This window comes from Parendozoicomonas verongulae, from assembly GCF_009711465.1.
GTDB classification, from domain to species: domain Bacteria; phylum Pseudomonadota; class Gammaproteobacteria; order Pseudomonadales; family Endozoicomonadaceae; genus Sansalvadorimonas; species Sansalvadorimonas verongulae.
The window spans coordinates 1-7747 of the sequence record NZ_SMME01000728.1; the positions used below are offsets into that span (position 1 = coordinate 1).

Consider the following 7747-nt stretch of genomic DNA (forward strand, 5'->3'; position numbering starts at 1 on the left):
TTGGAAATCAATGAGGTGTCCCAGTGACTTGGGTTGAGCTGTTTGTTGTTCTGTTCTTTATCTTTATCGGTGCCCGTATCGGGGGAATCGGTATAGGCTTTACCGGCGGGTTGGGTGTGATTGTACTTTCCCTGGTTATGGGAATGCCCACCAGTCAGTCTCTGATTCCTATTGATGTGATTCTGATTATTATGTCGGTTATCACTGCTATTGCGACAATGCAGCTGGCTGGTGGTATGGACTGGCTGGTGCAGCTGGCAGAAGGCTTTCTGCGGAAGAATCCGAAACGCATTACATTTTATGCTCCCATTGTCACCTATCTGATGACACTGATGGCCGGGACAGGCCATACCGCATTCTCAACTCTGCCGGTGATTGCAGAAGTGGCAAAAGAGCAGGGCATTCGCCCCTCCCGTCCACTGTCTATTGCTGTTATTGCCTCCCAGATTGCTATTACTGCGTCGCCTATTTCGGCAGCAGTTGTTGCTTTCTCCGGAATGCTGGCACCTTTTGGAGTGGATTACCTCACTCTGCTGGCAGTATGTATTCCCACCACATTTACGGCCTGTATGATTGGCGCATTCGTAGCGAACTTTATGGGCTGTGAATTGAAAGATGACTCTATTTATAAGGAGCGTCTGCGCAACGGTCTGGTTAAAGTATCTGATGGTAAGAAACGTGAAATTCTGCCAACTGCCAAAACTGCCACCTTTATCTTTGTTGGTGCCATTGCCCTGGTGGTTCTTTATGCTGCAGCTATTTCTAAATCTGTGGGCCTGATTGAAGATCCTGCACTGGGCCGTAACGCCGCTATCATGACCTTTATGCTGGGGGCTGCTGCACTGATTACTCTGGTGACCAAAATTGACTCTTCCAAGATCACCACAGTGTCTACTTTCCGTTCCGGTATGACAGCTTGCGTCTGTGTGCTGGGTGTTGCATGGCTGGGTTCTACCTTTGTTCACGGTCACATAGCGGATATCAAGGCTGTTGCCGGTACTTTATTGAGTGACCACCCATGGATGCTCTCTCTGGTCTTGTTTTTTGCTTCCATGCTGTTGTACTCCCAGGGGGCAACCACTGTGGCGCTGATGCCTGCAGCTCTGGCTATTGGTGTGGCACCACTGACTGCCATTGCCTCTTTCGCAGCGGTAAGTGCACTGTTTGTACTGCCAACCTATCCAACACTGCTGGCAGCGGTTGAAATGGACGACACCGGTTCCACCCGTATTGGGAACTACGTGTTTAACCACCCGTTCTTTATTCCGGGTGTTGTGACCATCTCTTCCTCTGTGGCGCTGGCCTTCACTTTTGGCAGTGTGGTTCTGTGACCATCGCTTTTTAATATGGCTTTCTATTGCCCCCTGGACGCAGCTTGTCTGGCACTTGTGTTGGTAGGCTGCGTTTTTTAGTGTGTAGTATTACTTGCGAGATTGCCGCGGGGGATTAGGGGATTGTACGTCTCATGCCCTCTGTTTGTTGACGCTTATATAGCGAAATTGTAAAAACGCTGTAATATTCACCAATGCGTTTCGTTGTAAGAGCGTAAACTTCATGAAAAAACTCCTTCTGGGTGCCCTTCTGCTTGCTGCAGGTTCTGCTGCAAATGCTGCTCCAGCAAAAGATGTTCAAACTGTTGATATGTTCACCGCAAGCTCTGCGCTGGTGCAGCAGTACGACAAAGTTCACTGGGTTTCTGTTGCTGATATAGAAAAGAGCCTGTCTGAGGGCAACATCGTCGTAGGTCTGGATATTGACGACACCATGCTGTTTTCCTCACCTTTGTTCTACTACGGTAAGAACAAATACTCTCCGGACAGCTTCGACTACCTGAACAATCAGGATTTCTGGAATGAAGCGAACACGGGGCTGGATCGTAAATTCTCTATTCCCAAGAAGTCTGCTCTGAAGTTGGTGAATATGCACCTCAAGCGTGGTGATACTGTTTACTTCGTAACGGGTCGTACCGCACCGCAAGGCCAGGAAACGGTTACCGAAACTATCCGCGCTCTGTTCCCTGAACAGTACCGTGCCCAGATCAAGCCTGTGGTATTTGCCCATGGTCTGGAAAAAGTTAAGCAACTGAAAGCCGCTAAGATAAAGCTGTTCTACGGTGATGCAGATTCCGACATGACCTCTGCTCAGGAAGCTGGTATTGAGGGCATTCGTTTCCTCCGTGGTGCACAAACCACCTATACGCCACTGCCTCATGCAGGCAAGTTTGGTGAGAAGGTGTTGATGAACTCTAACTACTAACTGTTAAAGTTCTTCAGATGAAAGGCTTCGGCGATGATTTGCTGAAGCCTTTTTCTTATCCGGTCTGAAATCTATGAACCACTAACCCATGCAACCCTTTTTGACGGAGCCTGTTGCACAACAAATCGTTCAGCGTGCAATGAAAATTATTCCCCACAACGTCAATGTCATGGACCGGGCGGGTATTATCATTGGAACCGGATTACCTGAACGAAAGTATCAGGTGCATGCCGGGGCCTTGAAAGTGCTTGAAACCGGTATAGCCTTTGATGTCAGTGCCTCCCAGGCAGTGCAGCTGGAAGGTGTTCAACCCGGCATCAATCGGCCGATTCGTTTTCGTCGGGAAATTATCGGTGTTGTTGGCGTAACCGGTAATCCGGAGTCTGTTTCCCAATTTGCTGACCTTGTGGTGATGACGGCTGAACTGATGGTCGAAAACGCATCTGTTATTTCAGAGATTCACTGGAATAAACGACAGCGGGAGAATGTTGTCTCAGAAATGATCTACGGTGAAGCTGAGCGTGATGAACTGTTTGAGGTGCGTACCCGTAAGCTGGGGATTGATCCGGATATTCCCAGAGTCGCGATCCTGGTGAGCGCAAAAACCCGTGAAGGGAAAGACTTAAAAGTTCATGACATCGAATCTATCCAGCAGCTTCTGAGTGATAATCAGCCCGAAAACCTGGTGGCTTTAGTATGCCCCACGCAAGTGATTGTGCTACACCGGGTGAGTATTCCCCATAAGTGGCATCCAGATCAGGTGGACCCTTATCTCGTGAAGATTATGAAACGGATAGAAAGCTTTGCAGATATTGATTACCGTATTGCTGTTGGCCGTTATGTACCGGGTTTAAATGGTCTGGCCATCTCTTACCAGAGTGCTCAGGAAGCCTTTCAGGTGGGTGCTGAGCTGGACCCGAACAAACGTCTCTACCGCTATTACGACTACCAGATGGACAGTTTGATGCTGGAGCTCAAGAACAGCTGGAAAGGCAAAGAGCTTCTGCATCTGATTGAGCCACTGATCGAGAAGGATAGCCGTGGTGTACTGCAAAAAACCTTGCGTCGTTATATTGATAGCCGCAGTGATGTAGGGGTGACGGCCAGCAGTCTTTATATACATCGAAATACCCTGAACTATCGGCTGGATCGTATCCGGAAACTGACAGGACGTAACCCTCGTCACTTTAATGATCTGCTGTTCCTGCACTTTTCTCTGCGGCTGCATGAGTTGAAAAATTGTGCAATCGCATAATTTTTTGTGGTGTTGTTTTGTAAATAATTGGTCAGTTTGACAATACCAAAGCGCAGAATTTGAACGATAATTTCCGGCATATCAAATTCTTACCGGAATACCGACTATGATAGAAGTTACCACTGTCGGCGCCTTAAGTGGCCTCGCCATATCCATCGGACTTATCCTTAAACGTGTACCCCCTGCTTACGGGATGATGATTGGCGCTTTGCTGGGTGCCCTGATTGGCATGGCCAGTTTAGGCGACAGTGTGACGCTGATGATCATGGGTGTAAAAGGGATTACCCCTTCCATCCTGCGTATTCTGGCCGCCGGTGTGTTGGCAGGTGTGTTGATTGAATCTGGTGGTGCTGGTGTGATCGCCGAAAAGATTGTCGATGCCGTTGGTGAGGCTCAGGCGGTTATTGCCCTGATTCTGGCCACCATGCTACTGACGGCAGCTGGCGTATTTGTTGACGTAGCCGTTATCACCGTAGCACCTATTGCACTGGCTATTGCCCGCCGTGCCAATATTACTATTTTATCTGCTCTGGTTGCCATGGTCGGTGGTGGTAAGGCCGGTAATATCATTTCTCCTAACCCGAATACCATTGCTGCGTCAGATGCTTTCCACCTGCCTTTGACCACTGTGATGAGTGCCAACATTATTCCTGCGCTGGTGGGCATTGTGGTGACTTACTTTGTAGCCAAATCACTGGTTAAAAAAGGCACCATGGTGACAGAAGATGTGATCCACGAATCTGATACTGACCACACCCGTCCTTCCCTGATGGCAGCACTGACTGCACCTCTGGTTGCTATTGGCCTGCTGGCCCTGCGTCCGCTGGCAGGTATTGCTATCGATCCTTTGATTGCTCTGCCTGTAGGTGGTATAGCCGGTGCTCTGGCCATGGGGCGTATTCGTGAAATCAACAGCTTTGCTATTGGCGGTTTGCAACGTATGAGTGGCGTGGCGATTATGCTGATCGGTACAGGTACTCTGGCGGGTATTATTGCCCATTCTGGTTTGAGCGATTCCCTGGTTGATTTCCTGAAAGCTTCCGGTCTTCCTGCTTATCTGCTGGCGCCCTTGAGTGGTATTCTGATGTCTGCCGCAACCGCCTCCACCACAGCTGGTACGGCCGTTGCCTCAAACGTATTTGGCCCCATCATCATCTCTCTGGGTATTCCATCTCTGGGTGCTGCTGCAATGATGCATGCCGGTGCAACTGTGCTCGACCATATGCCACACGGCAGCTTCTTCCATTCAACCGGTGGCAGTGTGGGCATGAGTATTAAAGAGCGTCTGCGCGCTTTGCCCTGGGAAACTCTGATTGGTTTCTCCATGGCAGCTACGGCAACCCTGATGTATGGCATTTTGAAAGTTTAAGTCTTTGAAGAGATAGCGAGTTATTAACCATGAAAATTATTATTGCGCCGGATTCTTTCAAAGAGTGCATGACAGCCGCTGAAGTGGCCAACACTATCGAGGTGGGTCTGAAACAGATTCTTCCTGATGCGGATTGTGTAAAGGTGCCTGTGGCTGATGGCGGCGAAGGCACAATGCAATCTCTGGTGGATGCCACCTGTGGTCGTATCGTTAACGTCGATGTGACCGGCCCTATGGGCGAAACTGTGGCCGCCTGCTACGGCATGCTGGGAGATGGGAAAACCGCTGTTATCGAAATGGCAATGGCGTCTGGTATTGAGCTGGTTCCTGCTGAGAAGCGCAACCCGCTTATGAGCACAACATACGGCACTGGTGAACTGATTCGTCATGCCCTGGATCAGGGCATCAAACGCATGATCGTGGGTATCGGTGGCAGTGCCACAAACGACGGTGGTGCAGGCATGATGCAGGCACTGGGTGCCTCTCTGTTGGATAGTGAAGGCAAAGAACTGATTGTTGGCGGTGCTGCACTGGCCAAGCTGGCCAAGATCGATACATCTGGTCTGGATAGCCGGCTGGCATCTGTGGAATTTGTTTCGGCTTGTGATGTCGACAATCCTCTCACTGGTGCCAATGGTGCCTCAGCCGTCTTTGGCCCTCAAAAAGGTGCAACACCTGAGATGGTGAAACAGCTGGATGCAGCCCTCAAGCAATATGCGACAGTGATTGAGCGTGATCTGGGTGTTGCTGTTGAGCACCACCCCGGTGCCGGTGCAGCCGGTGGTATGGGCGCAGGATTGCTGGCCTTCATGAAGGCAGACCTGCAACCGGGTATTGATATTGTGATGGACGCTGTTGAGCTGGCTCCTAAAATGGATGGTGCCGATCTGGTGATTACTGGCGAAGGGCGTATCGATGGCCAGACTGCACAGGGCAAAACTCCAGTTGGCGTAGCACGTATTGCTAAGCAGTTCGGGCTACCGGTGGTGGCTTTGTCTGGCTGTGTAGGTGCGGGTGTTGAAGCGGTTTATGGGCAGGGCATTGATGCGCTGTTCCCGATTATTCATGCCTCTATCTCAGTAGAAGAAGCCTTGGCAGCGGGCGAGGAGAACCTGGTTCGCGCAGCTCGTAACCTGGCAAGTACGCTGACTCTTTTGAAGTGATAGCCATGCGCTGACGAAAAGCCCCGTAACCTTCTGGTTCCGGGGCTTTTTTCGTTTTCAGGCGTGAGTGTGAAATGAAATGTCAGGCTATTGTGGGTGGGACAGCTCGTAATGTTATAGAGCCTGGTTATATCAGTTACCCCTTCCAAAACTATTTTATTCTTACTCCTGTATTTGTCATTACCTATGTCTATTTCTGACTAGAATGCGTGTGTCTTTTCCCGCACCACATGAGCCTTGGACAAAGGTACATAGCTTTTTTATTGGACATGCATAGCAAGTCAAATTCTATTGAGGTGAATTCTATTATGGAAGGTAAAACAGTTGTTATTACTGGAGGCAGTAGCGGTATAGGTAAGGCAACCGCACTGGAGTTTGCACAGCAGGGGGCCAAGGTTCTGATCACTGGTCGACGGGCTGCGACTCTCGATGAAGTGGCAGGCATGCATGAAAATATTTCATCTTTGGTTGCGGATAGCGCAGACCCAGCCAGCGCAGAATTGATTATTGATACTGTCATCTCAAAATGGGGGCAACTGGATGTTCTGGTTAACAATGCGGGAGCGGGTGCAAATGCCCTGCTTGAAGAAATCAGCAAAGAAAAAATTAATGAAATCTGCGCATTGAACATTCTTGCACCCAGTTTGCTCTCAGCAGCCAGTCTTCCACACCTCAGAAAAACCAAAGGATGTATTATTAATGTTTCCAGTATCGCAGGGCATATGCCCGCCAAGACTCTTTCTCATTATGGAGGCAGCAAAGCGGCGCTGGATTATATGACCCGGGTATGGGCTCTGGAGCTGGCTCCGGATGTCCGGGTGAATGCTGTTGCTCCGGGCCCAACAGATTCCGGAGCACTCACCGGGATGATGGGGCTGAGCGAGGAGCAGGCAAAACATATTGAAGATCAGGAAAGAGCAGCTATTCCTTTAGGGCGTCGGGGTGTTCCCGAAGATATAAGCCACTGGATCGTATTTCTGGCTGGCCCGTCAGCGTCATGGGTCACAGGTCAGGTGATTGGTGTTGATGGTGGGCTTGGATAGTTTGTTTGGCCCTTCTGGTTCACTTGTTGATGTCGTTTATTCGTTCAACATTGCAAAGAGAGAATCTACATGAAGCTGAAAGCCTTTTCCGTTGTTATCTTTGCTATATGCTCCCTGTGGGGCATTGCTAACGCTGATGTAAAGCAAAAAATGACCGTACTTGATCCGGGATATGTGGTGCCAGAGAAGTTAAAAGGGACCCGAACCGTAGAAGGGGTGCGTGCGGCAATGGATCACCTGATTGATCGTGCCACCCATTACGATGTGGACGCGCTGGAATCAATTTACCACAAGGATTTTCATACAACACTGGTGCTACCTGATGGTACGGTCAAGGCATACAATAAAAAGCAATTTATAACCATATTCAGGAAGCAGGCTGAAGAAGGGAAGGTCCAGCTCAATACCTGGGCAGACTGGCATGATTTTCACGTGCTCGGAAATTCTGCGGTGAGTGTCCTGACACGGAAGCATAGTGGCATGACGGGTGAGGAAATGTTGCTTCTGTGCAACATAGAACTGCGTTTTGAAGACGGGCGCTGGCAGGTTCTGCGTGAGCAAATTTATCTTCAGCCGCTGCCTGAAACCAAAACCAAAACTAAAGCCAAAGCGAAGTGACTCTTCTTTAAGTTGGGCTAAGTTACCCATGACGGTTGCTTGA

7 protein-coding genes are annotated in these 7747 nt (G+C 49.6%); all 7 read left to right on the forward strand.

Annotated elements, in window-relative coordinates:
- Positions 1-23 precede the first annotated feature (23 nt).
- Positions 24-1331: an anaerobic C4-dicarboxylate transporter gene (locus E1189_RS04105; RefSeq protein ID WP_329601889.1), complete on the forward strand. Its 1308-nt coding sequence runs from the start codon at positions 24-26 to the stop codon at positions 1329-1331.
- A 223-nt stretch (positions 1332-1554) separates the two neighbouring features.
- Positions 1555-2256 carry an acid phosphatase AphA gene (gene aphA / locus E1189_RS04110; RefSeq protein ID WP_155158793.1) on the forward strand — a complete coding sequence of 234 codons (702 nt, stop codon included), beginning with the start codon at positions 1555-1557 and terminating at the stop codon, positions 2254-2256.
- Between the two features lie 100 nt (positions 2257-2356).
- Positions 2357-3511, forward strand: a complete 1155-nt coding sequence (locus E1189_RS04115; protein WP_230460143.1) for a sugar diacid recognition domain-containing protein — start codon at positions 2357-2359, stop codon at positions 3509-3511.
- Between the two features lie 106 nt (positions 3512-3617).
- Entirely contained in the window at positions 3618-4880 is a 1263-nt protein-coding gene (locus E1189_RS04120; protein ID WP_155158795.1) for a GntP family permease, read from the forward strand.
- A gap of 29 nt (positions 4881-4909) precedes the next feature.
- Positions 4910-6043, forward strand: coding sequence for a glycerate kinase (locus E1189_RS04125; RefSeq protein WP_155158796.1), 1134 nt, complete (start codon positions 4910-4912; stop codon positions 6041-6043).
- Between the two features lie 308 nt (positions 6044-6351).
- A complete protein-coding gene (locus tag E1189_RS04130) occupies positions 6352-7086 on the forward strand; it encodes an SDR family NAD(P)-dependent oxidoreductase (protein WP_155158797.1) in 735 nt (244 codons plus the stop codon).
- A 69-nt stretch (positions 7087-7155) separates the two neighbouring features.
- A complete protein-coding gene (locus E1189_RS04135) occupies positions 7156-7704 on the forward strand; it encodes a nuclear transport factor 2 family protein (protein WP_230460144.1) in 549 nt (182 codons plus the stop codon).
- Positions 7705-7747: the final 43 nt, after the last annotated feature.